Genomic DNA, 24867 nt, shown 5'->3' with positions numbered 1-24867 from the left:
TCGCGTCGACCCTCGCTGCGTTGCGCAGCGTAGGAGCGATCACGCCCAGCGCACGTCGACCGCGAATCGACCGATCCCCAGCGGATCGTCGAGCGCGTCGCTGCGCAGCACGCCGCAGTGGATCTGCACGTCGCGCGCGCCTGCGAGCCCGAAGAGCGCGTGCACGTAGCCCTCGAGGATCGCGCCCCACCACCAGTAGAGCTGGTTCGCGATCCCGACGCGCGTCATGCGCGCGTGGGTCGCGTCGAGGCGCTCGACCTCCACCGCGCCGTGATCGAAGTACTGCGACGAGATCGCGCCGAGCTTCGAGACCAGCACGTGCGGCGACACGAGGCGCAGCAGCATCGCGTAGATGCCCTTCGCGTCCGCCTGCGCCTGCAGCGCGCTCGCGCTCGAGACCGACTCCGACGCCGGCATCTTGCGCAGCTCGGCCGCGACGATGTCGAGGTACGCGTGCGCGAACAAGTCGTACCAGCTCGCCGCGAGGATCGGCCCGGAGAGGTACGCGCGCACGTCGGCGTCGTCGATCGCGTCGAGCACCGCGCGCCGCCCGCCCGGCACCACACGATCGTAGACGTCGAGGCGCGCGCGCAGGCCGTGGCCCTTCACGCGGAACGGGCTCTGCCCCGCGGGGCGCGGCATCGCACGGCTCGGGACCTTCCAGTTCGGCATCGCGCTCCGCGAGAGAAAAGAGTCTCGCTGGTCACGATATCCCGAGCCGCGCTCGCCGTGAATCGGATCAGAGATCGCGAAGCGGGAGCGAGCCGATGAAGTGCCGCTTCCCGAGCTCGACGCCGTTGTGGCGCAGGATCGCGTACGCCGTCGTCGCGTGGAAATAGAAGTTCGGCAGCGCCGAGGCATGCAGGTAATCCGGCGCGCTCAGCGCCTTGCCCGGCATGAACGAGAGGGGCACCACGCGCTGCTCCGCGCCCTCGAAGTCGGCCGGCGTGAAGCCCGCGACGTACTCGCGCACGACGCGGATGCGCGCGCGGATCTCGTCCCACGTCTGCTCGGTGTCGGGGTGCTTCGGCGGCTCCTTGCCCGCGACGCGCGCCGCCGCGAACTTCCCGTGATCGCACGTCGCCTGGAGCTGCTTGATCAGCGGGAACTGATCGGGCGCGAGGCGCGCGACGAGCAGCACCGCGGGGTCGAACGACTTCTTGCTCGCGTGCTCGTGCGCGAGGTCGATCCACGTCTCGACGTTCGTGAGCAGCTTCGTGATCGGCGGGACGATCTGGGAATGCAGCGACATGCGGTTCCTCCGGGGTTCGAGCGGCGGGGCCTGTTGCCGCGAGACGGCAGCGTCAAGGACCCTCGCGCGGTAGAGGAGAGCATGGCGTTCGACGTCTCGCGCCGTTCCTTCCTCACGCGGCACGACCTCCATCTCTTCGCGGGCGAGACGCTCTTCGATCGCGTCGCGCGCGTGCTCTGCGAAGCGGAGTGTCTGCCTCGCAAGGAGCTCTACGAGTCGTGGGAGGTCGCGCGTCGGGTGCGCCGTCGCTTCCGCGGAGGGCGCGTCGTCGATCTCGCGTGTGGGCACGGCCTCGTCGCGCAGCTGATGATGCTCCTCGACGACTCGTCGCCGCGCGCGCTCGCGATCGATCGGCGCCTGCCGCCGAGCGCGTCGTTCGTCGCGGCGGCGATCGTGCGCGCGTGGCCGCGTCTCGAGGGTCGCGTGACGCTCGAGGAGCGCGTCGTCGGCGACGTCGCGCTCGACGAGGACGACGTCGTGGTCGCGGCGCACGCGTGCGGCGCGCTGACCGACGTCGTGCTCGAGCGCGCGATCGCAGCGCGTGCGCGCGTCGCGGTGCTGCCGTGCTGTCACGACGTCGATCGCAGCGATCGCGGTGGGCTCGAGGGATGGCTCGATCCCGCGCTCGCGATCGACGTGACGCGCGCGGCACGACTGCGTGCGAACGGCTACGACGTACGCACGCAGTCGATCCCCGCAACGGTCACTCCGAAGAACCGTCTGCTGATCGGCGCGCCCCTCCAACATCGTTGAACCTCGATGGTCGCGCCGGCATCGTTCATCGGCAGTGCGCGAACTAGCCCAGATTTTCCGTGCGCGGCGCGCTAGGCTGCTCGCTCCGGTGCCGGCACGCATCGGCAGAGCGCGATGGGCGCGCGCTGGATGGTGAGGAGCCGATCGATGAGCAGGACGCTGCTCGGGACGACGAACACGGGCCGCACGTTGATCGGCTACGTCGTGATGATCGCGATCACGATCGGGCTCTTCTTCGTCATCCGCGCACAAGGCGCGTCGCTCGTCGCACCGCCGGCGCACGAGGGCGCGGCGCTGCACACCACGGGCTCAGGCCACGGCTCGGATCTCGCGCACGTGCTGCTCGCGATCGCGGTGGTGGTGATCGTCGCGCGCCTCACTGGGGCCGCGTTCCAGCGCTGGCTCAAGCAGCCCGCGGTGATGGGCGAGATCGTCGCGGGCCTGATGCTCGGTCCCTCGGTGCTCGGCGCGATCTCCCCGGAGATGCAGTCGTTCCTCTTGCCCGCGAGCGTCGCGCCCTCGCTCGGCGTCGTCGCGAAGATCGGCGTCGTGCTCTTCATGTTCCTCGTGGGCCTGGAGCTCGATCCGAAGCTGCTCCGCGGCTCGTCGCACGCGACGCTCGCGATCTCTCACGCGAGCATCATCGCGCCCTTCCTCCTCGGCTCGACGCTCGCGCTCGCGATCTATCCGATCTACTCGCACGCCGGCATCGACTTCACGGTGTTCGCGCTCTTCCTCGGGGTGTCGATGTCGGTCACCGCGTTCCCGGTGCTCGCGCGCATCCTCACCGATCGACGCATGCAGAGCAGCGCGCTCGGTGTGACCGCGCTCGCGTGCGCCGCGGTGGACGACGCGAGCGCATGGTGCCTGCTCGCGTTCGTGTCGGGCGTCGCGACGGCGCAGCTCGATGGGGCGTGGCTCACGATCGGCCTCGTCGTCGCGTACGTCGCGTTCGTGCTGCTCGCGGTGCGCCCCTTCGCACGCTGGCTCGCGGAGCGCGAGGAGCGCTCGAAGGAGCCGGTGTCGATCACGACGCTCGCGATCGTGTTCGGCATGCTGCTGCTCTCGGCGGCCGCGACCGAAACGATCGGCATCCACGCGCTCTTCGGTGCGTTCCTCTTCGGCGTCGTCATCCCGCACGACGGGCGGCTCGCCGAGCAGATCCGCGCGCGCCTCGAGGACGTGGTCGTGGTCCTGCTCGTGCCGATCTTCTTCGCGTTCACCGGGATGCGCACCCAGATCGGGCTGGTCTCGGGGGCGACCGACTGGCTGATCTGCGGCGTGATCGTCCTCGTCGCGACGATGGGCAAGTTCGGCGGCTCGTTGGTCGCGGCGCGCTTCGCGGGGCTCGGATGGCGCGACGCGAGCGCGCTCGGGATCCTCATGAACACCCGCGGGCTGATGGAGCTGATCGTGCTCAACGTCGGCCTCGACATGGGCGTGCTCTCGCCGACGCTCTTCGCGATGCTGGTGCTGATGGCGCTCGTGACGACGTTCGCGACGACGCCGGTCCTCGAGCTGATCAACCGGCTCGCTCCTGCCCCCGAGCGCGCGCTCGCCGGCGCACCGGGAGAACGCGCGCCCTGAACGTCGCGGACTTGCGCGCGAGCGCTGCCCCCGGCGACAGTGCCTCGGTGAGTCGGATCTCGGGCGGGCTCGGCGTCTTCTGCCTCCTCGTCGCGTGCCAGGCGTGCAGCCTCGACTTCGACGCGCTCCGGCGCGGTCGACGCGACGGGGGCGGCGACGCGATGGACGCGAGCACACGCGACGCCGCGACGGACATCGATTCGAGCGTCGACGCGGGCGATGTCGACGCGAGCGAGGCCGAGGAGGACGCGGCCTCGCTCTGCCCCGGCGCGACGCCCGACTGCGCCGATCCGCGCTGCGCCGGTCGACCCTGCGACGATGGATTTCGTTGCACCTCCAACGACGTGTGCAGCACCGGTCTCTGTCGCGGCACGCCGGTCGAGTGCCCGACCGACGGATGCACCGTCGCGACGTGCGAAGAGGACACCGGCGAGTGCCGTGCGATCCGCACGATGCCCGACGCGACGATCTGCGCGGGCGGACGCTGTTGTTTCGGTCGCTGCTCGATGCTGCGCGACAGCGGGAACTGCGCGGGCTGCGGCCTCTCGTGCGAAGAGGAGTCGTGCTCCGCCGAGACGCCCTCGCGCTGCGTGTGCGTCACGAACGCGGGGTGCCCGCTGGGTCAGCAGTGCCTCGGCGGTCGCTGCAGCTGCATGACGAACGCACAGTGCGCGACGGGACAGACCTGCGTCGTCGCGACGGGCCACTGCACGTACTGAGGAAGCCGATGCGTGATTGCTGCGTCGCGTTCGTGCTCGCGTCGATCGCCCTCGTGCTCGCGGTGTCGACCGCGTGCGCGCAGCCGGAGCCGCCGCGCGATCGCCGCGATCTCGAGGCACAGGCGCGCTTCGAGTCGGGCCGCCTCGCGTTCGAGTCGGGCCGCTACGAAGAGGCGCTCGCCGACTTCCGGAGATCGTACGAGCTCAGCCGGCGCTCGCTGATCCTCTACAACATCGGCATCGTGCTCGATCGCCTGCGGCGCGATGCCGAGGCCCTCGAGGCGTTCGAGCGATTCCTCGAGGCCGAGCCCGACGCGGAGAACCGCGAGGACGTCGAGGCGCGCATCGCGATCCTCCGGACCCAGGTCGCGGCGCGCGAGCCCGAGCCGACGCCCGAGATCGCAGCGCTGCCGCCGCTGCCTGCGCCGCGACCCCAGGAGGGCTACGAGATCTGGGCGTGGATCTCCGCGGGCGTCGGGATCGCGGCAGCGATCGCCGCGCCGATCACGTGGTCGGCAGCGGACGACGCGTACGACGATCTCGACGCGCGCTGCGGTGACCTCGGATGCACCGACGCGCAGATCGACGCGTCGAGCGCGCCCGAGCTCGTCGACGCGACCAACGCGCTGATCGTCACCGCGATCATCGCGGGCGTGAGCACCGCGGTCGCGTGGACGCTCTACTTCGTTGATCTCCGGCTCCCGAGCGGGACGGCGCTGCGCATCGGACCGGGCTCGCTGCGCATCACGTTCTGAGCTTCTTCCTCTTGGGCCGCGGCCGCGACGCGCTCTGCGAGAAGCGCTCCGCGAGCCGCTCGCGCGCGAACGCCTCGCGCACGAACGCGACGAATGCGCGCGTCTTCGCAGGCAGGAGCGTCCGGCTCGCGTAGTAGATCGAGATGTTGCCCGCGTCCGCCCACCAGCGCGGCAGCACGCGCACCAGCGCGCCGCGCTCGAGGTAGGGGAGCGCGTCGGGCACCGCGACGAGCGCGACGCCGAGGCCGAGCGCTGCCACCCGGCACATCGCGCCGGCATCGTCGAGCACGAGCGACGGATCGATCCGCGCGACCGCCTCGCGCCCTCGCTCGTCGCGCATCGTCCACGTGCGCAATCGGCCGGTCCGCGACGATCGCATCGCGATCCCTTCGAGCGCAGCGAGCCCTTCGGGATCGTCCGGCATCTCGTGCTTCGCGACGTACGCCGGCGAGGCGACCGCGATCAGGTGCGCGGGCGCGAGCGTGCGTGCGACGACACCCGCTGCGAGCTCGAAGCCACCGCCGATCGCGGCGTCGAACCCCTCCGCGACGAGGTCCACCGGTCGATTGCTCAGCTGCCAGTCCATGCGGATCGCCGGGTGCAGCGCGCGGAAGCGCGGCAGCAGCGGCAGCACGTGCTCCACGCCGAGCGTCGGGCTCACGCTCACCTTCACCACACCCGAGGGCGCGTCGCGATCGCTCGAGGTGTCGGCGATCGCGGACTGCAGGCGCTCGAGAGGCTCACCGATCGACGCGAGGAAGCGCTCGCCCGCCTCGGTGAGCGTCACCTTGCGCGTGCTGCGCTGGAAGAGGCGCACCCCGAGGTGACGCTCGAGCGTCGCGACGTTCCGGCTGATCGCGGCGGGCGTGAGCCCGAGGCGTCGCGCCGCGCCCGAGAAGCTGCCGGTCTCCGCGCTGCGCACGAACGACTCGAGGTTCGCGAGGCTCTCCATCGCATTCAAGCATACGTTGAAAGCGCTTCGTATGTTTCCGCACTAATCCGCGAGGCCCGGGCGACCCATCTTCGACGGCAGGAAGGAACCAGACGTCATGAACGGACTCCACGGCAAGGTCGCCCTCGTCACCGGGGGCTCGCGCTCGATCGGCGCCGCGATCGCGAAGCACCTCGCGGCCGAGGGCGCGTCGGTCGCGATCACGTACTCCGCTTCGCCGGAGCGAGCGCGCGAGGTGGTGCATGCGATCGAGTCGGCGGGAGGACGCGCGATCGCGACCCGCGCCGACGCCGGTGACCCCGAGGCGGTGCGTGCCGCGGTCGCACGCACCGTCGAGGAGCTCGGCGGGATCGACATCCTCGTGAACAACGCGGCGATCGCGCTCGCAGGGCCGATCGATGCGATCACGCCCGAGGACTATCAGCGCATGATCGCGGTGAACGTGACCGGCGCGTTCGTCGCGACCCAGGAGGCGGTGCGGCACATGCGGACCGGCGGTCGGGTGATCCACATCGGGAGCTCCATGACGCGCTACGCGGCGATCGGCGGTGCGTCGCTGTATGCGCTCACGAAGGGCGCGCTCAGCGGCTTCACGCGCGGTCTCGCGCGCGACCTCGGGCCTCGCGGGATCACCGTGAACGCGGTGCATCCCGGCCCGACCGACACCGACATGAACCCCGACGGCGGGCCGTTGTCGAAGGTCATCGGTCCCGGCATCGCGGTCGGACGTTATGGTCGCCCCGAGGAGATCGCGAGCGCGGTCGTGTACCTCGCGAGCCCCGAGGCGTCGTTCGTCACCGGCGCCGACATCGCGATCGACGGCGGCTTCACAGCCTGAGAGGAGCACGAGCCATGACCATCGGAATCATCGGTGCGGGCAACATCGGATCGGCGCTCGCGACGGCGCTCGCCCGCGCGCACGTCCCGGCGATGCTCGCCAACCGTCGTGGGCCCGACTCGCTGCGCGACGTAATCGCGCCGCTCGCGCCGTTCATCACCGCGGGCATGGTTCAGGACGCGGCGCGCGCCGATCTCGTGGTCGTCGCGGTGCCGTGGTCGCAGCTACCCGCGGCGCTGCGCGATCTCGGACCGTGGAATGGACGCATCGTCGTCGACGCGAACAATCCGATCGAAGCGCCGCGCTTCGAGCCCGCCGATCTCGGCGGCCGGCTCTCGAGCGAGGTGTTCGCGGATCTCGTGCCCGGCGCGCGCGTGGTGAAGGCGTTCAACCACCTGCCTCCGCCGCTGCTCGCAGGAGATCCCGCGGGGCACGGCGGCAAGCGCGTGCTCTTCCATTCGGGCGACGACGCGGCCGCCAAGGCGGAGGTGAGCGGGCTGATCGCGCGCCTCGGGTTCTTCGGGATCGATCTCGGTGCGCTCGCGGTCGGCGCGCGGCTCGTGCAGTTCCCCGGCGGCCCGCTCCCCGCGCTGCACCTCGTCAGGATCGATCACTCGTAGAGCAGGAAGGGTGCGCGCCGCGCCTCGAAGGCGCGCGCATCCTCCTCCGCGCGCGCGAGCACCGCGTCCCAGGGAGCACCGCGCTCGATCGCCTCGAGCACCTCGGCGCGACCGACCATCGCGAGCACGCGCGTGCGATCGAGACGATCCCGATGCGCGCCGACGACCGCGCGCACGATCGCGAGCCCGGTGATCGACGCGCGATAGGCCGCGCGATCGGTGATCGCGACGCGGATCCCGCGGCATGCACGACCACGATGGCGCGCGCTGCGCGGCGTGAAGCGCGTCTCCTCGAACGCGACTCCGGGCACGCTCGACGCGCGCAGCGCCTCGAGCACGCGCGTCGTGTCCATCCACGGCGCGCCGATCACGCGGAACGGGAGCTCGGTGCCGCGCCCGACCGAGACGTCGGCGCCCTCGAGCAGCGCGACCGCGGGATAGAGCGCCACCGCATCGAGGTCGGGCAGGTTGGGGGAGGGCGCGACCCAGCGCGCGCCGACGTCGAACGCATCGAGCGCGCGCCGCCATCCCTCCGCCTGCACGACGACGAGCTGCTCTCCGAGCGCGAGCCCGTGGTCGTGATCGAGCAGCCGCGCGAGCTCGCCCATCGTCATCCCGTGGCGCAGCGGCAGCGTGTGGTGGTTCACGAACGAGAGGAGCGCCTCGTCGAGCCCGGGGCCCTCGACGATCGCACCGCCGAGCGGATCGGGGCGATCGAGGATCACCACACGCAGCCCGCGGCTCTGCGCCGCGGTGAGCAGCACCTGGTGCATCGTCGACGCGTACGTGTAGAAGCGCGCGCCCACGTCGACGAGATCGACGATCAGCGTGTCGGCGCCCTCGAGCATCGCGTCGTCGGGCCGACGTCGCGGGCCGAACACGCCGCGCACCTCGATGCCGGTGCGCGCGTCGCGCCCGTCGGCGATCGCGCCCTCGCGATCGGATCCCAGACCGTGCTCCGGCGCGAGCACACGCAGCACCTCGAGATCCTCGCGCTCGGCGAGCACGTCGAGGGTGCGGCGACCGTCGTGGGTGCGCGCTGCGTCGTGGGTGATCAGCACCGCGCGCGCACCGCGCAGGTGCGGCATCCCGCTCGCGAGCTCGACGTCGATCCCCGTGCGCACCACGTGCGAGGGCGCGGGGAGGAAACGATCCACGTTGTGCCCGATCAGCCGATCGAGCTCGGCGAAGAGCGGTCGCACGTCGCCGCGTCCGTCGGGGTGCACGTCGTTCGAGAGCAGCACCACGAACACGTCGCGCGCGGGATCGATCCGGATCGCGGTGCCGGTCCATCCGAGGTGCCCGATCGATCCCTCGCCGAGCCCGCGGGTGCGCGCTTCCTCCGCGGTGCGGCGATCCCATCCGAGCGCGCGCGGCTGACCCGTGATCAGCGCACGCACGCTCTCGGGCGCGAGCACGCGCACGCCGTCGAGCTCGCCCTCGCCGAGCATCATCCGCGCAAAGCGCGCGAGATCGGGTGCGCTCGCGAAGAGCCCCGCGTTGCCCGACACGCCGCCGAGCCGCCACGCGCGCGGGTCGTGCACGTCCCCGCGCACCAGCACGCCGCCGCGACGCTCCGCGCGCTCGGTCGGCGCGATGCGTGACAGCCACGACGCATCGGGCCGGTACGACGACGAGCTCATTCGAAGCGGCGTCAGGATCTCGCGCGCGACGAAGCGATCGAGCGGCACGCCCGACGCGCGGGTGACGATCTCGCCGAGCAGCACGAACCCGAGATCGCTGTAGAGCAAACGCGAGCCCGGGGCGTGCTCGGGCCGCAGCGATGCGATGCGCGCGATCGACTGCTCGCGCGTCTCACCCTCGTACTGCGCGAGCGGATCGGCGGCGGGCAGCCCGCTCGTGTGGTCGAGCAGGTGGCGGATCGTGATGCGCGGATCGAGCTCGGTGACGAAGCGCGACGCGGGATCGTCGAACGAGAGCACGCCGCGCTCGGCGAGCAGCGCGATCGACGTCGCGGTCGCGATCGGCTTGGTGAGCGACGCGAGGTCGTAGATGGTGCTCGGATCGTTGCGCTCGATCGCGGGATCGATGGCGCGCGCACCGTACGCGCGGAGGAACACGAGCCCGTCGCGGCGACCGATCGCGACCACCGCGCCGGGCAGCGCGCGCTGCGTGATGGCGGTGTGCACCGCGTCGTCGATCGCGTGCTCGACGTCGGCCGGGATGCGGATCGCGGCGAGGTCCTCGCGAGGAGCCTCCGGCGCGGGAGCCTCCACGACCGGCGCGGCGCCGGCGGAGGTCTCCACGCTCGAGGGCTCGACCGCGACCCGCGTCGTCGTGTCCTCTGCGCGCGGGGCGCTCGATCGGGCCCCGCCGCACGCGGCGAGCGCCGAGAAGGACAGCGCCGTGAACACCAGGCGCGAACGCATCGAGAGTCAGAGTAGCAGCTCGCCCGCGCGCGTCCCGGCGCTACAGAAACCGTAGCGCGAGCGCGCCGAGCGTCGCGAGCGCGTACAGCACGATCTCGGCGTCCTCGGTCCAAGGCTGCACGCGCTGGATCGCGCCCGCGACGTGCACCGCGCCGAGCAGCGCGCCCGCGACCGCAGCGAGCTCGAGCGCGAGCGGCGTGAGCGCGGGATCGATCACCCCGCGCCCGATCACGAAGAGCAGCCCGAGCGCCGCCGCACCGAGACAGCGCCCGAAGTAGAGCGCGAGCCGATCGTCCGGCCCGACCTCCCATCGGAACGCGCGCGCCCAGCGCAGCGGCGCGAAGAGCAGCGGCAGCGCGAACACCGCCGCGAACGAGACGACCATCACGGCGAGGAAGATACGTGCCACGAGCCGCTCTACGTCGTGCCGCCGCGATCGGTTACTCGATCACAGGCCCTTCTCGCGGATGAACGCGTTCGTGAACGCTTCGGTCTTCGCGTAGCTGTCGCGCGTCGTCTTCTCGATGAAGCCCTCGACGGTCCCACCGACCCCGAAGATCTTCACCTGGATGTCGTTCTCGCAGATGCGCTCGATGCGCTTGTCGCCGCGCGGCTCGACCCAGAACGTGCCCGCGATGCTGATCTTGTCGCTGAGCTTCGACGTCGTGATCGTGTACTTCCAGATGCTGGTCGAAGGATCCCAGCGGCCCTCTTCCGTGTAGCTGATGTCGCCGCCGATCAGCTTCGTCACGACCGCGGGCGCCTCGCTCTTCGGCTCGGTGCGGATGCGCCGTGTGCGAACGCCGCCGGGCAGCTCCTTCAGCTCGAGCAGCTCGTAGCCCTTGAAGCCGAGCGCTTCGAGATAGAGCCGGCGGTTGTACTCCTCGTCGAAGAACACCTTCGCCCAGAACGTGTCCTTGTCGGTCTCGAAGATGTTCTTCAGCGTGAACTTGGCCAAGGCAGTCCCTCCACTTCGCGTCGATGCGGACCGCCGATCTAGCACGGCTCGGTCAGCGCTCGCTGTCGAGGTGCGCCATCTGCGCCGGCTGATAGCGCTCGCCCTCGAACGCGCTCGCCGGGGCGATCCGCTCGAGCGCCGCGAGCTCGTCCTTCGAGAGCGGCTTCTCCATCGCGCCGAGCGCGTCGTCCCACTGCGCGCGGGTCTTCGCGCCGACGAGCGTGACGAAGCGCGGCTGCTTCGCGAGCGCCCACGCGATCACCAGCTGTCCCGGCGTGCGCCCGCTCTCCTGCGCGAAGCGTCGCAGCGCGTCGACCACGGTCTCGTTCTTCTCGCGCGCCTCGCCCGTGAAGCGCGGCAGGTGCGCGCGGAAGTCGCCCGGCGCCGTCGGCTTGCTGCCCGCGAGCAGCCCGCGCGAGAGCACGCCGTAGAGCGTCGCGCCGATCCCGAGCTCCTCGAGCGCCGGGAAGATCGCGCGCTCCGGCGCGCGGCTCGCGAGCGAGTACTCGATCTGCAGATCGGCGATCGGATGCACCGCATGCGCGCGGCGGATCGTGTCGACGCCGACCTCCGACAAGCCCACGTGACGCACGTAGCCGGCCTTCACGAGATCGGCGATCGCGCCGATCGTCTCCTCGATCGGCACGCTCGGATCGAGGCGCGCCGGCCGGTACACGTCGATCACCTCGACCCCGAGCCGCTCGAGCGAGTACGCCGCGAACGTCGTCACCGCGGCCGGTCGGGTGTCCACGCCGATCCAGCGTCCATCGGGCCCGCGGAGCGCGCCGAACTTCACCGAGACCACCGCGCGCTCGCGACGCCCGCCTCCGGCGAGCGCGCGCCCGATCAGCATCTCGTTGTGGCCCATCCCGTAGAAGTCGCCGGTGTCGATCAACATCGGTGCGCGCTCGAGCGCGGCGTGGATCGTCCGGATGCTCTCGGCGTCGTCGGTCGCGCCGTACATGCCCGACATGCCCATGCACCCGAGCCCGATCGAGAGGACCTCGGGACCGTTCGCGCCCAGCTTCGTCGTGTTCGTCATGGCCCGCAGCCTGGTCGTTCGCGTCCCATCCAACCAGCGAATAGGATGCATGCGACCCATGAACGAGATTTATGCGAGGGACCTCGACCTCAACCTGTTGCGCGTGTTCGTGGTCGTCGCGGAGAGCGGCAGCGTGACCAGCGCGGCGGCGCGCCTCTATCTGACCCAGCCCGCGATCAGCGCCGCCCTCAAGCGCCTCGCCGACGCGGTCGGCGCGCCGCTCTTCGCGAGACAAGGGCGAGGCCTCGCGCTCACCGCGCGCGGCGAGCGGCTCCACGCCGAGGTGAAGCCGCACCTGAGCGCGCTGGTCGCCGCCGCGCTCTCACCGCCCTCGTTCGATCCGATGACCAGCGAGCGCACGGTGCGGCTCGGGCTCTCCGACGCGAACGAAGCGTCGCTCCTGCCGCCGCTGCTGCGTGTGCTCGCCGACGAAGCGCCGCGCATGCGCGTGGTCGTCATCCCGGTGCAGTTCCGCACCGTCGGCGATGCGCTCGGCTCGGGCCGCGTCGATCTCGCGGTCACCGTCGCCGACGAGCTCCCCGCCGGAACGCATCGCGAGCCGCTCTTCCACGGCGGGTTCTGCGCGCTCTTCGATCCCCGCCACGCGCGCCTCGGCCCGCGCCCCTCGCTCGCGAAGTACCTCGCGCACGATCACGTGATCGTCTCGTACAACGGCGATCTGCGCGGCGTCGTCGAAGATCTCGCGGCGGTCACGCGCCGCGTGCGCTGCTCGGTGTCGACCTTCCACGTGCTCGGCGCGATCGTCGAGGGCAGCGCGCTCGTCGCCACGATCCCCGAGCTCGTCGCGCGCGAGATCCGCAGCACGCGCCCCGCGCTGCGCACCGCGAAGCTCCCCTTCGAGCTGCGCGGCGCGCCGATGGAGCTGATCACGCGGAGCGCCGTCGCCGACGATCCCGCGATCCGCTTCGTGCGCGATCAGGTGGTGCGCATCACGCGACGCGCAGCACGACCACGGTGACGTTGTCCTCGCCGCCGTGCTCGTTCGCGCGCTGCACGAGGCGCTGCGACACCGTCTCGACGTCGTCGCCGCCGCTCTGCACGGTCTCGAGGATCTGCTCGTCGGTGATCATCCCGCTGAGCCCATCCGAGCACAGGACGTACACGTCGCCGGGCTGCGGCTGCTCGGGGAGCAGATCGACCACCACCGAGTCCTGCATGCCGAGCGCGCGCGTGATCACGTTCTTCGGCAGCTCCTCGCGCTGCTCCGGCGTCATGTCGGGCATCACGAGCAGGTAGTCGTTCAGCAGCGAGTGGTCGCGCGTGAGCAGCGTGATGTGCCCACCGCGCACCCGATAGCAGCGGCTGTCACCGACGTGCGCGACGTACATCCGACCGCGCTCGCGCGCGACCAGCGCGCCGACCACCGTCGTGCCCATCCCGTGCACCTCGCGATACCGCGTCGATGCCTCGAAGATGCGCTTGTTCGCGACCTTGATGCCGGTGATGAGGCGGTTCTCCTCGACCGACAGGTGCGGATCGAAGTGGAACGGCCAGGTCGCATCTTCCTTCGCGGTCGCTTGGAAGAACGACGCGATGGTGTGCGTGGCCATCTTGCTCGCGACGTCTCCGGCGCGGTGACCGCCCATTCCGTCGGCGACGATGTAGAGGTCGAACTCGGGCAGGATCACGAAGCTGTCTTCGTTGTGCTCCCGCTGCTGGCCGACGTCGGAGAGCCCTGCGGCGACGATTTGCATGCGCTTGGACCCCGGAGCCTCGGTGAGAAACCTCGCCGGGATGTCACGCGGTGTCAAGCGTTCGACGCGTGCGGACGCGCGAGAACCGGCGGGGGGCAACGCACGATCAGGGGTGAGCCGGGCAGGTCGGCGAGCACGTCGCGCGTGCGCGCGCCGCGGTAGCCGTCCGCTTTCGTCTCGGTGCGCGCGCTCGCGCCGACCTCGACGAGCGTGCCTGCATCGAGGATCGCCTCGCGCGCGCGCAGCGACTCGGGACGGCGCACGCCGCGCGCGAGCAGCCATCGCGCGAGCGTCGCGTCGACACGCGGCAGCGGCTCGGGATCGCGCTCGGGCGCGGGCAGGTCGATGGTCGCGATCGCGGCGTCCACCTCGACGTCGGGCTCGCCGCCGCCGATCTCGATCGCGAAGGGCACCGCCATCGCGTCGTCGATCGCGCCGTGGGGCCCCTCCGCCCAGAGCCGCCACGCGACGCACTCGCGTCCCGAGAGCGGCGCGCGCAGCGTGGCGCGGGCCTTCACCGTTCCGGTGCGCACCACACGCTCGGCGCGCGCGCGCACGATCGGCGACTCGAGCACGCGGTAGCGCAGATCGCCGGGCGGCGCGTCGGGCGAGGCCTTCAGCTTCATCGCGCCGATCACCACGAGCGGGATCGAGAGGAAGAACCCGACCTCGCTCACCACGATCGCGCCGACCCCGAGCGCGACCATCGACCCGAGCAGGCCCGCGCCGCCGAGCATCGTCGTGAGCGCCGCGCCGCTCGGCGGCTCGCTCGACGGGATGCGCGGACCGCGCGCGATCGCGTCCGGCTGCTCCTCGAGATCGACGAGCGACTTCGTCTCGCCGCACGCCGGGCATCGACGGACCGGCCACGAGCGCACGCGGCAGTGGGTGCACACGAAGGTTCGATCGGTGCGCATGCTCTCAGCCGTCCCCCTGATGCCGGTGATAGCGTCGCGAGCATCATGAGCAAGAAGCGAGTCGCGATCATTCCTGGTGACGGCATCGGCAAGGAGGTGGTCGCGATCGGCGTCCAGCTCCTCGAGACGCTGCGCGAGGTGCGCGGCTACGCGATCGAGCTCGTGCCCTTCGACCTCGGTGCCGATCGGTTCCTGCGCGACGGCGCGACGTTCCCCGCGGAAGACCAGAAGACGATCCGCGAGACCTGCGACGCGGTGCTGCTCGGCGCGATCGGCGATCCCCGCGTGCCCTCGCTCGACTACGCGCGCGACATCCTCTTCGGTCTGCGCTTCGGTCTCGATCTCTACTGCAACGTCCGCCCGATCCAGTGCCTCGACGATCGCCTCATGCCCATCAAGGGCAAGGGCGCGAAGGACTGCGACATGGTGGTGTTCCGCGAGAACACCGAGGGCGTCTACGTCGGGGTCGGCGGCAACTTCAAGAAGGGCACGCCGGACGAGGTCGCGATCACCGAGGACCTGAACACGCGCAAGGGCGTGGAGCGCGTGATCCGCGCGGCGTTCGAGTTCGCGGTGAAGCACGGTCGCAAGCGCGTGCTGATGAGCGACAAGAACAACGCGATGCCGCACGCGCACGGATTGTGGAAGCGCGTGTTCGAGGAAGTGCGCGGCGAGTACGCGGGCATCGAGTCGCGTCACATGTACGTGGACGCGCTGTGCATGCAGATGGTGCGCGCGCCCGAGACGCTCGACGTGATCGTCACCAACAACCTGTTCGGCGACATCGTGACCGACCTCGGCGCGGCGCTGCAGGGCGGGCTCGGCATGGCGGCGAGCGCGAACATCCATCCGGGCCGCATCGGCATGTTCGAGCCGGTGCACGGCAGCGCGCCCGACATCGCCGGCAAGGACATGGCGAACCCGCTCGCGACGGTGCTGACGATCGGCATGATGTGCACGCACCTCGGCTTCGAGGGAGAAGAGGCGCGCTTGACCGAGATCGTGCGCGACGCGGTGCGCACCGGACGCTGCACGCGCGACGTCGGAGGCGAGATGGGCACGCGCGCGGTCGGCGACTGGGTGCTGGCGCAGGTGAAGAAGAGCTGATCGTCGCTCAGCGAGCCTGGTCCCGCGAAGGACCGGCCGCGACGCGCATGATCCTCACGCCACGCAGGTCGAGCCACCACTCTCCGTGGGGCCTCGTCACGACCATCATGACCTGGCCGCAACCCGGACACCGAAGCACGGCCCCCATGTGCTGGCCATAGAGCACGAGCGTCCCGACCGGTGACGCCCGATCGCACCCGCTGCAGATCGTGATCGCGGTGGTGGTCTCGAACGCGAAGATCTCTCCGAGGAGCCCAGCCGCCGCGTTCCCATCGAGCCGGAGATCGTCAGTCGTTCGTTCCATCACCGGTCTCCCGTCGGTCCGAATCGCTCGGTCTTGATGCACTCCGGAGCGTGGCCGAGCTGCACCAGTGCGTCGGCCACTGCCTCGACGAAGGGAGTCGGCCCGCAGACGTAGAGTCGCGGTTGCTGCTCCGGCGCGTAGGCGAACGCTCGCAGCATGTCGGCATCGATCCGTCCGCGCGGCCCCGACCAGCCGGGCGGCGACTCGCGAGTGAGCGTGTGGACGACTGCGAGCTGCGGATCGTCGGACGCCAATCGCTCGAGCTCGTCGCGATAGATGATCGCGTCGCGGGTGCGCCACGACGAGAGCAGTCGCGCGGCGGGCCGCGTGCGCTCGTTCGCGCGATGCCGGAGCATGGCCATGAGCGGGACGATCCCCGAGCCCCCGCCCACGAGCTGGAGCGGCCCCGGCAAGGTGCCAGTCCAGGTGAAATAGCCGCCGATCGGTCCCCGCAGCTCGAGGCGATCGCCGGGGCGCGTCTCCTCGGTCAAGTACGACGACACCTCGCCGTCCTCGACCCGCTCCACGGTGAGCACGATGTCCGCCTGCTCGGGCGGCGAAGCGATGGAGTAGCTGCGCTGGGCCTGATAGCCGTCGTCGGCAGTCAGCCTGACATCGACGTGCTGTCCTGCCGCGTGTCCGGGCCAGTCGGGCACTCGCAAGGTGATGCTGCGAGCACTGGCGGTCTCGGCGACGACTGCGAGCACCTCGGCTTCACGCCAGACCAGGCGAGGACCGCTGTCCGCGCCTTCAGTCACCTTGGTACCGCTGCTCTTTCCAGGGGTCGCCGCGGAGGTGATAGCCGTGTGTCTCCCAGAAGCCGGGCTGGTTCGTCTTCATGAATCGGAATCCGCGCACCCACTTGGCGGACTTCCAGAAATAAAGATGCGGTACGAGCAGGCGGACGGGGCCGCCGTGCTGTGCCGCCAGCGGTGCACCGTCGTACTCGTATGCGATGAGCACGTTGTCAGTGCGTAGATCGGCGACTGACAGGTTCGTCGTATAGCCACCATCGCAGAACGCCATTGCGTAATCGGTGGGGGGCTCGACGCCCGCTGCGCGCAAGAGCGTGTCGAAGGAGACTCCCTTCCAGCGGGTGTCGAGCTTCGACCACTTCGTGACGCAGTGGATGTCGACGACCACTTCGCTGGCGGTCAGCGCGCGCAGCTCGTCCCAGGTGCAGCGATAGAGCTCGCGTCCATCGGGATCTTCGATGGCGAAGCTCCACGTCGCGAGGTTCACTCGAGGCGTCGGCCCCGCCGAGAGCACCGGGAAGTCAGGGGTGACGTACTGGCCCGGAGGACTGCGACCCGCCGCGGCGGCGGGTTGCTTACGGCGGAATCCGCGGGTGGCCATCGCTCTCCTCCTGCGCCGGGCGCCATATGGGTGCGCGGTCCGAGCACGCAATGACGTCATCGCTCGCTCGCGCGGAGCTCGGCATCCGGGAGGTTGCCGAGCCGTAAATTGCCGGGGTTTCCCCGTGATCGTCGTTGTCGCTCCGAGCGAGCACGGCTAGACCGCGTCTCGTCGAGCCGCGCTCGGGGTGGGCAGCGCGGCGGGTCGGGGACGACATGGCGATGTCTTCGCGCGATCCCACGGACGGCGACGACGGCGACGAGGACACGCTGCGTTGGACGACGGATCCGACGCTCCTCGCGACCGAGCGTCGACGCGCCGAGTCCGAGCGCTCGCAGGTGCGCATGCGGCCCGAGGAGCAGCCGCTGCTCACGCTCGTGACGTGGACCGACGATCCCGCGCTCGATGCGGCGATCGAGGAGGTGATCGAGCCTCCGCCACCACCGAGCGCACCTCCGACCGCATACGTGCACGTGAATCGCGTGCGCGCGCTCTACGAGCGGTTCGTGCGCGTCGTGGGCCCCGCGGCGAAGCCGGTGTTCGAGGGCGAGCTGCGCGCGATGGGCGTGACGCCGAGCCGCATCACCGAGCCCGCGCTGAGCGCGCTGATCGAGCGCCTCGCGGCGCGCATCCCGATCCCTGCGTCACGCGAGCGATTCATGGAGGAGGACGAATGACGCACGTCGGCTCTCGGCTCGCGTGGAGCTTCGCGACCTACGTCCTCTTGCTCGCGGTGGTCGTCACCGCGACGGTGTTCCTCTTGCGACGGCAGCACGACGACGGGCTCGTCGTGAACCTCTCGGGGCGGCAGCGGATGCTCACGCAGCGCATGACGCACCAGCTGATGACGTACGCGGCGCGCGCCGATGCGGGCGCGGACGCGGCCGACGCGCGACAGCGCGTGCGCACGACGATGCGGGTGTTCGAGACGACGCTCGACGCGCTCGCGAGCGGCGGACCGGCGCCGATCGACCTGCAGCTCGCGTCGTTCCGCGATTGTCCTCCGGCGTCGCGCACGGTCGCGCGCAGGCTCGAGGTGGTGCGTCATCTCTACGCTTCGTACCGCCACGCAGCGCAGTCGATCCTCGAGGGCACGCCCGAGGCGCGGCGCGCCGGCATCGAGACGATCACCACGCTCGAGACCGAGCTGCTCGGCGAGATGGACACCGCGGTCACGCTGCTGCAGCGCGAGGCCGAGGCGAAGGTGAGCGAGCTCTTCGTGATCCAGGGCGTCGCGTTGCTCGCGAGCCTCGTGCTCACGCTGCTCCTGGTGCGCTGGGTGCGCTCCGGTGTCACCGCGCCGCTCGAGAAGCTGCGCGAGGCGGCAGAGGAGATGAGCCTCGGCAACCTGCACAAGACGGTGCCGGTCGCGGGCGCGGCCGAGCTGCGCTCGCTCGCGGAGAGCATCGAGCGCATGCGCACGAGCCTGCGCACGCTGCTGGAGGATCGCGCTCCAGAGCGAGAGCGCGACTCGGTCGCGGTGGAGATGTCGGACTGGTGATCAGCGGCGACGCAGCATGAGCTGAGAGTGGAACCGGTAGGTCCCGAGGTCCTGCTCGCGCGCGAAGATCATCGTCCAGATCCCATACGCGACCTGATCGGTGCGCAAACACGCCCAGTCCGGGATCACACCGTCGATCGCGAACGGCGTGATCGAGCAATCGACGCGAGCCCACACGCGCATGCCGTCGGGGACCGGCTCGATCTCGAGCTCGCGCAGCACGAGGTCGCCTCTCACGTACGTGCGTACGTGAGCGTCGACGGTGCGCCAGTCGATCGGCTCGCGTCGCAGGAGCTCGTCGGGCACGGGCCGCGGCGCACCGCCGGTCGTCGCGCTCGCGCCCTCACTCCGGAGCACCGCCTCGACGAAGCCTCGAGGCGGCGTGTAATGATGCGCGCCGACGTAGTGCGCGATCAATGTCGGTGCGGCGTAGACGACGCCATCGCCTTGCACCCGGATCTCGGCGGACGCGACCGACGTCCACAGATCGCAGAACGGACACGGCGGATAGCCGCGGGTCTGGTGGACACGGTGCTCGCGCGAGTCGCACATCATCGCGAGCAATCCGACGAAGCGCGGATCGGGCTGCGCGGTCGCGAATGGGTGCGCAGCATCGAGCCAGCCGACGTTCACCTCGGGGTCCGAGTAGACGAATTGCGGATCCGCCGATCGCGCGAAGAGATCCTCGCCGCACGTGCCGAGCGGTCCGCTGGGTGGCCAGCCGATCGGATGGAAGGCGAAGTACTCGTACGGCGTGAGATCGGCGAAGTAGGTCATCGTGCTCACCGCGACGGGAACTGCATGAGCAGCACCATGCGGGTGCCGCGACGCAGGCCTTGATAGACGTGCGGCCACGTCGGGCTCATCCGCACGTAGTCGCCCGGTCCGAGATCGACCGGCGCATCGACCGGTCCGACGCGCAGCCGACCCGACGTGCACACGAGGTGCTCGACCACGCCGCGCGCGTGCGCCGGCGACTCCTGGCGCTTCTGCAGCACCTCCGCTTCGAACATCTCGCAGCGCATCCCGCCGCTCTCGAAGGCGTCGATCAATCGGCCCACCACCGCGACGCCGCGCACCTTCGTGCCCTCGGTCGCGCGCACCACGGTCATCGAGGGCGCGGGCGGATCGACGAGCTCGCCGAGCGAGACCTCGAGCGGCACCGCGAGCGCCCACAGCGTCTCGAGCGTCGGGTTCGCGCGGCCCGCCTCGAGCTCGGAGAGCGTGGCCTTCGCGATGCCCGAGCGACGCGCGAGCTCGGACACGGTGAGCCCCTTGGCCTCGCGCGCGCGGCGCAGCGCGGCGCCGAGGTGGGCGCGGACGGAGGTCGGTTCCTGCACCCGTTCGTTATACCGGACGATCGTTGCCCATACCGAACGCTCCAGTAAACTGGAACGAGAGGCTGGTATGCCGAACGACGTCCCGATGCTCCGAACGGCGCGGACGAGCGAGCTCGACGCGCTCCGAGCGCTGGTCGCGCGCTCCTGGCGCGCGCTCGCGGCGCGCAGCTACGCGCCCGAGGTGATCGAGGCCGCGCTCGGCGTGGCGATCCGGGTCGACCCCGCGCTGGTCGAGGACGGCACGTACTTCGTCGCCGAGATCGACGGCGAGCTCGCGGCGTGCGGCGGATGGAGCGCGCGGGTGCCGACCGTGAAGGGCGCGGATCTCCCGGTGCCGCGCGCCGAGGTGCGCGCGATGTTCGTCGCGCCCGAGCACACGCGCCGAGGGCTCGGACGTGCGCTTCTGGAGCGCGCGGAGCGCGCGATCCGCGATGCGGGCTTCGACACCGCGTACCTGGTCGCGACCCACAGCGGGCTCGGGCTCTATCGCGGCGCGGGCTACGTCGAGCGCGGCGTGCACGTGGTCGCGCTGCCCGGCGACGTCGGGTTCCCGCTGACGTTGATGTCGCGCCCGCTCCGCGCTTGAGCGCAAGACGACGAGGGCCAGCACGTCACCGTGCTGGCCCTCGTCTCGTGCCCCTGGCTCGCGCTCAGTCCGCGCTCGGCTCGACCGGCGCAGGCGTCGCCGGATCGATCGGTTCGACGCCGGGCCCCTCGGGCTCGCTCGGCACGCCGCCGCGGCCCTCGGCCCTCGCCTCGAGCGCGCGCACGCGTCCGAGGATCGGCGCCTCGTCGGTGCCCGTCGCGGCGAGCACCATCGCGAGCGCGTTGATGACGCGAATCCACTGGTTGCGCGCCTTCACCGTGCTCGAGCCGGTGATCGTCTCGGCGACCATCGCCGCGCGCGACTTCTCGTTCGCGTCGATGCTCGTCGCGACCTGCTGCAGCGCCCGATACCGGTCGAGCAGCGTCGTGCCGTCGTGGATCTCGAGCTTCGCGAGCAGTCGCTCGTCGCTCTCGCTCACGCGCCCCGCGCGGAGCTTCGCCTCACCACCCTGCTCGGTCCACGACAGGTTCACGACCGCGGCGCCGGTGGGGAAGAGGCGGTCGCGCAGCTGCGTGTACTTCGCGCGCTCGTCGTCGGCCTGCGCGAACCGACGCTCCGACTCGAGGCGTCCGTACATCGCGTGCACGAGCTCGTCGTGGACGACGTCGTCGGCGTGGAGCTGCGCCGTGAGCTTCGTGACGGCGGCGTTGGTGATCGGCTGCGACTCGATCAGCCCGCGGTGGGCTGCCTCGATGTCGGGGAGCAGCGCCGCGGCGGCGGGCACCGCTTCGATGGCGATGCGCTCGGGCGATCCGCGGCGGGTCAGGTCGGCGCCCAGGGTCGCCATGTTCTCGGTGCTCAGTCGCTTCAGGGCCATCGCTCGTTTCTCCTCGGGATCTCGGTGGTCGGGAGCGCTCGCGAGACGCTCGCGGCGCGTGGCCCTGGTCTCGACCACTCGCGACCGCCGTTGCGTGGCGCCGCGCGCACACCGAACCACGCGGCGATGCCTCGCGAGGTGGTCGCGACGCCTCCGAACCACGGCCGACCACCTCGCGGAGGTGGTCTCGCGCCCTCCAGACCACGGCGAGGTGCCTCGTCGAGGTGGTCCGTCGCACTCCGGACCACGGCGAGGCGCCTCGTCGAGGTGGTCTCGGGCCATCGAACCACGAGCGACCACCGCGTCGAGGTGGTCGTCCGTGGTTCGATGGCCGGCAACCGCCTCGACGGGGTGGTCGACGGTGGTTCAGTGACGAGGCGCCACCTCGCGGGCGTTCGGCACCGTGCACGCGAGTCGTCGCCGACGGATGTACAGCCCCTACGGGCTCACCTGCGTCGCGGTGCTCGCCGCGACCACCGTCGCGCCGCGGCCCTATCGCAAGCACGCGCTCCCGATGACGACCGCCGCGCTGATCCATCCGGTCGCGATGGTCGTCGCGAGCTTCGTCTGGGAGCCGATGCGCAGACAGCGGCTCCTCGACTACGCGATGGAGCTGCTCGACGGAGCGACGGTGGGCGAGCATGCAGCGCGGCGGTTGATCGACTATCACGCGACACGATGGGCGCGCGCATCGTCACGGTCATCGGCGAGATCGAAGCGGTCGACGCGGTCTCGCTGCGTCTCGAGCACCGCACGTTCGTCGCGACACCGGAGCTGCTCGAGCGCGCATCCGCGCTGCGTGCCCAGCCGGTGCGCGTGATGGTCCTCGACGTCGATCCGCCGCGCCTCGTGCGCATCGATCCCGTCGACGCGCCGCTCGGAGGCACGCCCGAGCAGCGCTGGGACGCGATCTCGGAGACGTGGGCCGACACGTTCGCGGAGCTCGCGAAGTGACCGCCGACGAGCTGATCGCGCCGGCGCGCGTCTGGGACCTCCACGCGAAGATCATCGCGCGCTGGGGCGGGCTCCCCGGCGAGCGCGAGCGCGGGTGCGTCGACGCGAAGATCGAGGGCGCGCTCACCGCCGCGCTCTACGCGTGCGACGAGGGCGAGGAGCCCGACGTGCTGAGCGTCGCGGTCCACCTCCTCGTGTACTTCGCGCAGAGCCAGTGCTTCGTCGACGGCTCGAAGCGGGTCGCGTGGGCGACGATGAACGAGCAGCTCCACGCGGCTGGGCTCCGGATCGTCGCGACACCCGAGGACGCGGCGGAGCTCGTGCTCGCGGTCTCGAACAAGAAGCTCGGCGCGGCCGACGTGCTCGCGTGGCTCGTCGAGCCCGGTCGTCTCGCCGCCTGGGATCCGCGCTGAAGCGAGGTCGACGTGGGAACGACGCACGCGCAGCTGCTCGACGAGATCCGCGAGGCGGCCGCGCGCGGCGATCTCGCGATCGAGGCGCGCCGTGCGTACGCCGCCGTCGCGGGCGATCCGCACGGCCGGTTCGTCGCGCTCCAGCTCGACCGCCTGGAGCGCGGTGGCTGGCCGAGCGAGGAAGAGAAGAGCCTGCTGCGCGCGCACTGGCGTACGTGGGTCGGCGCTGCATCGACGATCGTCTCCCCACTCGGCGCGGTGTTCCTCGCGGGCTTCTTCCACGAATGCACGTTCTTCGAGGCCGAGGCCGTCGAAGCGCTCCGCGATTCCGCCGAGGTCGTCGCCGCGCCCGAATGGGCGACGGTGCGCACGCTCCGCTCCTCGTACGTGGTGGGCGCACCGCTCCTGCGCGAGATCCTCTCGGGGCCACTCCACCGATCGGTCCGGGTGGTGAGCGTCGACACCGCGAGCTCGCTCGCAGCGCTCGCGGAGTGGCGCGGACCTGCGCTGCGGCTCGACACGCTCGTCTTCTCCGACTGGCGTGACGCCGACGCGCCCCTGGCCACGAGCTTTCCCGGTCTGCCGGGCCTGCGCCGCTTGCGCGTCGCGCTGCAGGCCGACTCGCCGATCGACACGCGGCGCACGATCGACTGGCTCCTCGACGGACCGGCGGGAGCGCGCGGCGAGCTGCCCGAGCTCGAGCTCGACGTCGGGATCGGCGATCGCTACTTCGGGCGCGCGCTCGCCGCGCTGCTCACGGTGCCCGACCGCGTGCGCTCTCCGGCGCTCCGCACGCTCGAGCTCTACGATTGCTGGTCGCTGCGCGTGCAATTCGAGCGCGACGACGAGGGTCCATGGACGCGCCTGCGGATCCGCTGGCTGCCCGCGTGGCACCAGAGGCACCTGCCGGTCGAAGACGTTCGACGCCTCGCGTCGTTCGCGCGCCCCCTGCCGCGAGCATCGTTCGCGGACGTCGTGGTCGAGGTGCCGATCGTCTCGACCGCGGCGGAGGTCGAGGCCGAGCTCCTCGCGCTGGTGCGCGAGCTCGGCGCCCGGCTGGAGCGCCCTCCCGGAGCACCGTACCCGGCACGCGAGCTCTCGCCCGGCGCGTGAGGTCAGACCGTCGTCACCACGCTCCTCGGGATGTGCGCGACGATCCACGACACGACGTCGTCGAGCACCTGCTCGCGGCCGACGTCGTTCAGCAGGTCGTGGTAGTGGCCGTCGTAGAGGATCAGCGTCTTGTCGCGCGAGCCGGCCATCTGCTCGAAGCGCTGGCTGCCGCTCGGCCTGGTCACACGATCCGCGGTGCCGTGGATCACCAGGATCGGCAGGGTGATCTCGGTGAAGTCGCCCTTCTTGAGGCGCTCGTCGGCGCGCACGAGCTCCGCGACGCTGTGCGCGGGATAGCCCTGGCGCTCGATCAGCGGATCGCTCTTCATGCGCGCGACGAACTCGGGGTCGCGCGAGAAGCCCTCGTCCTCGAGTTTCAAGAGGTGCAGGCCCGGCGCGATGCGATCGAGGCCCTTGATGAGCGTGAGCGCGACGTCGGGCGCGGGGATCTCGTGCGCGAAGCTCTCGCAGACGAAGCCCGCGAGCTCGTCCTGGTGCTCGAGCACGTAGCCGCACGAGATGACGCCGCCCGCGCTGTGGCCCAGCACGAAGATCGGAAGACCGGGCTCGCGCCCGCGCGCCATCGACACCACCGCGTCGACGTCGTCGAGGTACTTCTGGAACGACTCGACCCAGAGCCGAGCGCCCTCGGAGCGACCGTGCCCGCGCAGATCGAGCGCGTACGCCGCGAAGCCGCGCTTCGCGAGCTGGGTGCCGGTCCACTCGTAGAGCCCGCCGTGTGCCTTGAAGCCGTGCACCAGCACGACCACGGCGCGCGCAGGACCGGTGGGCCGCCACGCGCGGGTGAAGATCTTCGTGCCGTCCTTGCTGCGGATCATGTCGGCGCATCGCGCGCT

The 24867-nt window shown here is 71.0% G+C and carries 30 protein-coding genes; 14 read left to right on the top strand and 16 right to left on the bottom strand.

Annotated features, from left to right (window positions below; all coding sequences use genetic code 11):
* Window positions 1–39: 39 nt before the first annotated feature.
* Window positions 40–672 carry a hypothetical protein gene (locus tag I5071_RS23650; RefSeq protein WP_236514898.1) on the bottom strand — a complete coding sequence of 211 codons (633 nt, stop codon included), beginning with the start codon at window positions 670–672 and terminating at the stop codon, window positions 40–42.
* A 67-nt stretch (window positions 673–739) separates the two neighbouring features.
* Window positions 740–1252 carry a DUF1993 domain-containing protein gene (locus I5071_RS23645; RefSeq protein WP_236514896.1) on the bottom strand — a complete coding sequence of 171 codons (513 nt, stop codon included), beginning with the start codon at window positions 1250–1252 and terminating at the stop codon, window positions 740–742.
* Between the two features lie 81 nt (window positions 1253–1333).
* Here I5071_RS23645 and I5071_RS23640 point away from each other — a divergent pair, with 81 nt between their 5' ends.
* From I5071_RS23640 to I5071_RS23625, 4 genes are all read left to right on the top strand, one after another.
* Window positions 1334–2005, top strand: coding sequence for a methyltransferase (locus I5071_RS23640; RefSeq protein ID WP_236514894.1), 672 nt, complete (start codon window positions 1334–1336; stop codon window positions 2003–2005).
* Between the two features lie 147 nt (window positions 2006–2152).
* Window positions 2153–3592 (top strand): cation:proton antiporter, encoded by a 1440-nt coding sequence (locus tag I5071_RS23635; RefSeq protein ID WP_236514881.1) that lies wholly within the window; start codon window positions 2153–2155, stop codon window positions 3590–3592.
* A 47-nt stretch (window positions 3593–3639) separates the two neighbouring features.
* Entirely contained in the window at window positions 3640–4311 is a 672-nt protein-coding gene (locus tag I5071_RS23630; RefSeq protein WP_236514879.1) for a hypothetical protein, read from the top strand.
* An 8-nt stretch (window positions 4312–4319) separates the two neighbouring features.
* Window positions 4320–5066: a tetratricopeptide repeat protein gene (locus I5071_RS23625; RefSeq protein ID WP_236514877.1), complete on the top strand. Its 747-nt coding sequence runs from the start codon at window positions 4320–4322 to the stop codon at window positions 5064–5066.
* Here the strand turns inward: I5071_RS23625 and I5071_RS23620 are convergent.
* A complete protein-coding gene (locus I5071_RS23620) occupies window positions 5056–6018 on the bottom strand; it encodes a LysR family transcriptional regulator (protein WP_236514876.1) in 963 nt (320 codons plus the stop codon). The two genes, I5071_RS23625 and I5071_RS23620, sit on opposite strands and share 11 nt — an antisense overlap.
* Before the next feature lie 97 nt (window positions 6019–6115).
* Between I5071_RS23620 and I5071_RS23615 the strand changes: the two genes are divergently transcribed.
* Together I5071_RS23615 and I5071_RS23610 are read left to right on the top strand one after the other, a co-directional pair.
* Window positions 6116–6856: a 3-oxoacyl-ACP reductase family protein gene (locus I5071_RS23615; RefSeq protein WP_236514875.1), complete on the top strand. Its 741-nt coding sequence runs from the start codon at window positions 6116–6118 to the stop codon at window positions 6854–6856.
* Between the two features lie 14 nt (window positions 6857–6870).
* A complete protein-coding gene (locus I5071_RS23610; RefSeq protein WP_236514874.1) occupies window positions 6871–7476 on the top strand; it encodes an NADPH-dependent F420 reductase in 606 nt (201 codons plus the stop codon).
* Here I5071_RS23610 and I5071_RS23605 read toward each other — a convergent pair.
* Genes I5071_RS23605 through I5071_RS23590 form a run of 4 tightly spaced genes read right to left on the bottom strand, consistent with a single transcriptional unit; the run spans window position 7467 to window position 11866 of the window.
* Complete coding sequence (locus I5071_RS23605) at window positions 7467–9866, bottom strand: serine hydrolase (protein ID WP_236514873.1); 2400 nt, start codon at window positions 9864–9866, stop codon at window positions 7467–7469. The two genes, I5071_RS23610 and I5071_RS23605, sit on opposite strands and share 10 nt — an antisense overlap.
* 40 nt (window positions 9867–9906) lie before the next feature.
* Complete coding sequence (locus I5071_RS23600) at window positions 9907–10275, bottom strand: hypothetical protein (RefSeq protein ID WP_236514872.1); 369 nt, start codon at window positions 10273–10275, stop codon at window positions 9907–9909.
* Between the two features lie 39 nt (window positions 10276–10314).
* Entirely contained in the window at window positions 10315–10824 is a 510-nt protein-coding gene (locus tag I5071_RS23595; protein WP_236514871.1) for a DUF2505 domain-containing protein, read from the bottom strand.
* A 52-nt stretch (window positions 10825–10876) separates the two neighbouring features.
* A complete protein-coding gene (locus I5071_RS23590; RefSeq protein WP_236514870.1) occupies window positions 10877–11866 on the bottom strand; it encodes an aldo/keto reductase in 990 nt (329 codons plus the stop codon).
* A gap of 58 nt (window positions 11867–11924) precedes the next feature.
* On the opposite strand from I5071_RS23590, the gene I5071_RS23585 reads away from it, so the two are divergent.
* Window positions 11925–12845 (top strand): LysR family transcriptional regulator, encoded by a 921-nt coding sequence (locus I5071_RS23585; RefSeq protein WP_236514869.1) that lies wholly within the window; start codon window positions 11925–11927, stop codon window positions 12843–12845.
* On the opposite strand, the gene I5071_RS23580 is transcribed toward I5071_RS23585, so the two are convergent.
* Window positions 12817–13581 (bottom strand): Stp1/IreP family PP2C-type Ser/Thr phosphatase, encoded by a 765-nt coding sequence (locus tag I5071_RS23580; protein ID WP_236514868.1) that lies wholly within the window; start codon window positions 13579–13581, stop codon window positions 12817–12819. The two genes, I5071_RS23585 and I5071_RS23580, sit on opposite strands and share 29 nt — an antisense overlap.
* A gap of 53 nt (window positions 13582–13634) precedes the next feature.
* The gene (locus I5071_RS23575; protein WP_236514867.1) at window positions 13635–14498 is read right to left on the bottom strand and encodes a hypothetical protein; all 864 of its coding nucleotides are present in this window, start codon (window positions 14496–14498) and stop codon (window positions 13635–13637) included.
* A 45-nt stretch (window positions 14499–14543) separates the two neighbouring features.
* Here I5071_RS23575 and I5071_RS23570 point away from each other — a divergent pair, with 45 nt between their 5' ends.
* The gene (locus I5071_RS23570) at window positions 14544–15605 is read left to right on the top strand and encodes an isocitrate/isopropylmalate dehydrogenase family protein (protein WP_236514866.1); all 1062 of its coding nucleotides are present in this window, start codon (window positions 14544–14546) and stop codon (window positions 15603–15605) included.
* Window positions 15606–15612: 7 nt separating this feature from the next.
* On the opposite strand, the gene I5071_RS47020 is transcribed toward I5071_RS23570, so the two are convergent.
* From I5071_RS47020 to I5071_RS23560, 3 genes are read right to left on the bottom strand one after another with little or no spacing between them, the layout of a single operon-like run.
* Window positions 15613–15909, bottom strand: a complete 297-nt coding sequence (locus I5071_RS47020) for a DUF6510 family protein (RefSeq protein ID WP_419249603.1) — start codon at window positions 15907–15909, stop codon at window positions 15613–15615.
* The gene (locus tag I5071_RS23565; RefSeq protein WP_236514864.1) at window positions 15909–16667 is read right to left on the bottom strand and encodes a ferredoxin reductase; all 759 of its coding nucleotides are present in this window, start codon (window positions 16665–16667) and stop codon (window positions 15909–15911) included. Before I5071_RS23565 ends, I5071_RS47020 begins: the two co-directional genes overlap by 1 nt.
* The gene (locus tag I5071_RS23560) at window positions 16660–17265 is read right to left on the bottom strand and encodes a sulfite oxidase-like oxidoreductase (protein ID WP_236514862.1); all 606 of its coding nucleotides are present in this window, start codon (window positions 17263–17265) and stop codon (window positions 16660–16662) included. The genes I5071_RS23565 and I5071_RS23560 overlap by 8 nt, the downstream gene beginning before the upstream one ends.
* Window positions 17266–17480: 215 nt before the next feature.
* Between I5071_RS23560 and I5071_RS23555 the strand changes: the two genes are divergently transcribed.
* Both I5071_RS23555 and I5071_RS23550 read left to right on the top strand, forming a co-directional pair.
* On the top strand, window positions 17481–17942 hold the full coding sequence (locus I5071_RS23555; RefSeq protein ID WP_236514860.1) for a hypothetical protein: 462 nt from the start codon (window positions 17481–17483) through the stop codon (window positions 17940–17942).
* Window positions 17939–18766, top strand: a complete 828-nt coding sequence (locus I5071_RS23550) for a type IV pili methyl-accepting chemotaxis transducer N-terminal domain-containing protein (RefSeq protein WP_236514859.1) — start codon at window positions 17939–17941, stop codon at window positions 18764–18766. Before I5071_RS23555 ends, I5071_RS23550 begins: the two co-directional genes overlap by 4 nt.
* Here the strand turns inward: I5071_RS23550 and I5071_RS23545 are convergent, their stop codons facing one another.
* A complete protein-coding gene (locus I5071_RS23545) occupies window positions 18767–19552 on the bottom strand; it encodes a hypothetical protein (protein ID WP_236514858.1) in 786 nt (261 codons plus the stop codon).
* Window positions 19549–20106, bottom strand: a complete 558-nt coding sequence (locus I5071_RS23540) for a helix-turn-helix domain-containing protein (protein ID WP_236514857.1) — start codon at window positions 20104–20106, stop codon at window positions 19549–19551. The genes I5071_RS23545 and I5071_RS23540 overlap by 4 nt, the downstream gene beginning before the upstream one ends.
* 67 nt (window positions 20107–20173) lie before the next feature.
* On the opposite strand from I5071_RS23540, the gene I5071_RS23535 reads away from it, so the two are divergent.
* Window positions 20174–20692: a GNAT family N-acetyltransferase gene (locus I5071_RS23535; protein WP_236514856.1), complete on the top strand. Its 519-nt coding sequence runs from the start codon at window positions 20174–20176 to the stop codon at window positions 20690–20692.
* A gap of 64 nt (window positions 20693–20756) precedes the next feature.
* Here the strand turns inward: I5071_RS23535 and I5071_RS23530 are convergent, their stop codons facing one another.
* Window positions 20757–21530, bottom strand: a complete 774-nt coding sequence (locus I5071_RS23530; RefSeq protein ID WP_236514855.1) for a hypothetical protein — start codon at window positions 21528–21530, stop codon at window positions 20757–20759.
* A 678-nt stretch (window positions 21531–22208) separates the two neighbouring features.
* Between I5071_RS23530 and I5071_RS23525 the strand changes: the two genes are divergently transcribed.
* From I5071_RS23525 to I5071_RS23515, 3 genes are read left to right on the top strand one after another with little or no spacing between them, the layout of a single operon-like run.
* Entirely contained in the window at window positions 22209–22484 is a 276-nt protein-coding gene (locus tag I5071_RS23525; RefSeq protein WP_236514854.1) for a hypothetical protein, read from the top strand.
* On the top strand, window positions 22481–22897 hold the full coding sequence (locus tag I5071_RS23520) for a type II toxin-antitoxin system death-on-curing family toxin (protein WP_236514853.1): 417 nt from the start codon (window positions 22481–22483) through the stop codon (window positions 22895–22897). Before I5071_RS23525 ends, I5071_RS23520 begins: the two co-directional genes overlap by 4 nt.
* Window positions 22898–22909: 12 nt before the next feature.
* Window positions 22910–24010, top strand: coding sequence for a hypothetical protein (locus I5071_RS23515; RefSeq protein ID WP_236514852.1), 1101 nt, complete (start codon window positions 22910–22912; stop codon window positions 24008–24010).
* Between the two features lie 2 nt (window positions 24011–24012).
* Here the strand turns inward: I5071_RS23515 and I5071_RS23510 are convergent, their stop codons facing one another.
* Window positions 24013–24849, bottom strand: a complete 837-nt coding sequence (locus tag I5071_RS23510) for an alpha/beta hydrolase (RefSeq protein ID WP_236514850.1) — start codon at window positions 24847–24849, stop codon at window positions 24013–24015.
* Window positions 24850–24867 lie beyond the last annotated feature (18 nt).

The organism is Sandaracinus amylolyticus, from assembly GCF_021631985.1.
Classification (GTDB): domain Bacteria; phylum Myxococcota_A; class Polyangia; order Polyangiales; family Sandaracinaceae; genus Sandaracinus; species Sandaracinus amylolyticus_A.
Note: the sequence above shows the minus strand (reverse complement) of the source record. Positions and strands in the feature narration are given on the sequence as shown.